Origin of the sequence: Providencia sp. CIM-Carb-044, from assembly GCF_033901115.1 — a bacterium.
GTDB lineage: Bacteria > Pseudomonadota > Gammaproteobacteria > Enterobacterales > Enterobacteriaceae > Providencia > Providencia hangzhouensis.
Genome location: NZ_JAXADV010000046.1, coordinates 1 through 1,095 on the forward strand (window position 1 = coordinate 1; position 1,095 = coordinate 1,095).

The window sequence follows — 1,095 nt, forward strand, 5'->3', positions numbered from 1 at the left end:
AAAACGTCTTGTTGGTGAATTGGGATTATCATTAGGTAATTTAAGCTATTATGCATCGATTATTCAACATCAATCGATTTATAAAATTCGTCGATTTCCCGAATGGCAAGGCATGTTATATCTGGTTTGTTATCTATTTTTTCGCTACCAAGAAACTAATGATAAATTGGTAACAGCTTTTTTATATGTGACGAGAAAGCAAAGGGAAGCTGCGAGTGCTTTAGCTAAGTTACGCATTGCAGAAGAACTGGAAATTATTCGTGAAAAGTTAATGCATGCGGGTAATATTTTACACCTCTTTGTTGATGAAAACGTCAGTGACAATACGCAATTTGGTGATATTCGCCAAAATGCATTTGCAATGATGTCTAAAGATGAAATTCAGTTAATAAGTCAACATCTTAATAAGAATAGTTTTGATAAAACCCATTATGAGTGGCTATACATTGATACACAATACAGAAAAATTGCGAATACAATGAGGTCACTCTTTCTCGCGATTGATATCGAGTGCGAACCAGGATTACAACTACTATCTTCCCAATTATTAACAGCAAAATCAGAACTTCAAAAAGATAAGCACATTTCTACCGTCGATCAGCGGTTACTGTTAAAAAACGATAAACCTTTTATCCTGATAGATGAACAGGTTAATACTCAACGATTTGAATACTATTTATACCAAAAAGTGGCTCGGATGATTGAGAGTAACAATATTTACATCAATGAAAGCGCCAGCAACAAGCGTTTAGACGATGATCTGATTTCAGCCACCGAGTGGAAAAAAAGCCATGTCATCATTCAAAAAACAGGATTAACTCGGCTCAATACACCGATACAACAAACGCTTTCGGAATTAACGCAAAAACTGAGAGACCAAATGGAGCGAATTGGTCGCAATATCCATGATGGAGCCAATGATTTCGTGACACTTCAACCGCGTTCAAATCAGTTAACATGGAAACTGGCGAATAAACGCTGGAAAGATGACATTGATAATCCCATATATAACCAGCTCCAACATATGGGGATCATTGAAATTATGGACTATGTTCATCAAAAAACGGGTTACTTAGATGCATTTAAAAATATCGC

General features: G+C 35.9%; 1 pseudogene. It reads left to right on the forward strand.

Annotation, left to right across the window (positions count from 1 at the left end):
* A pseudogene (locus SJ312_RS23105) lies at nucleotides 1–1,095 on the forward strand (Tn3 family transposase); the annotation flags it as partial.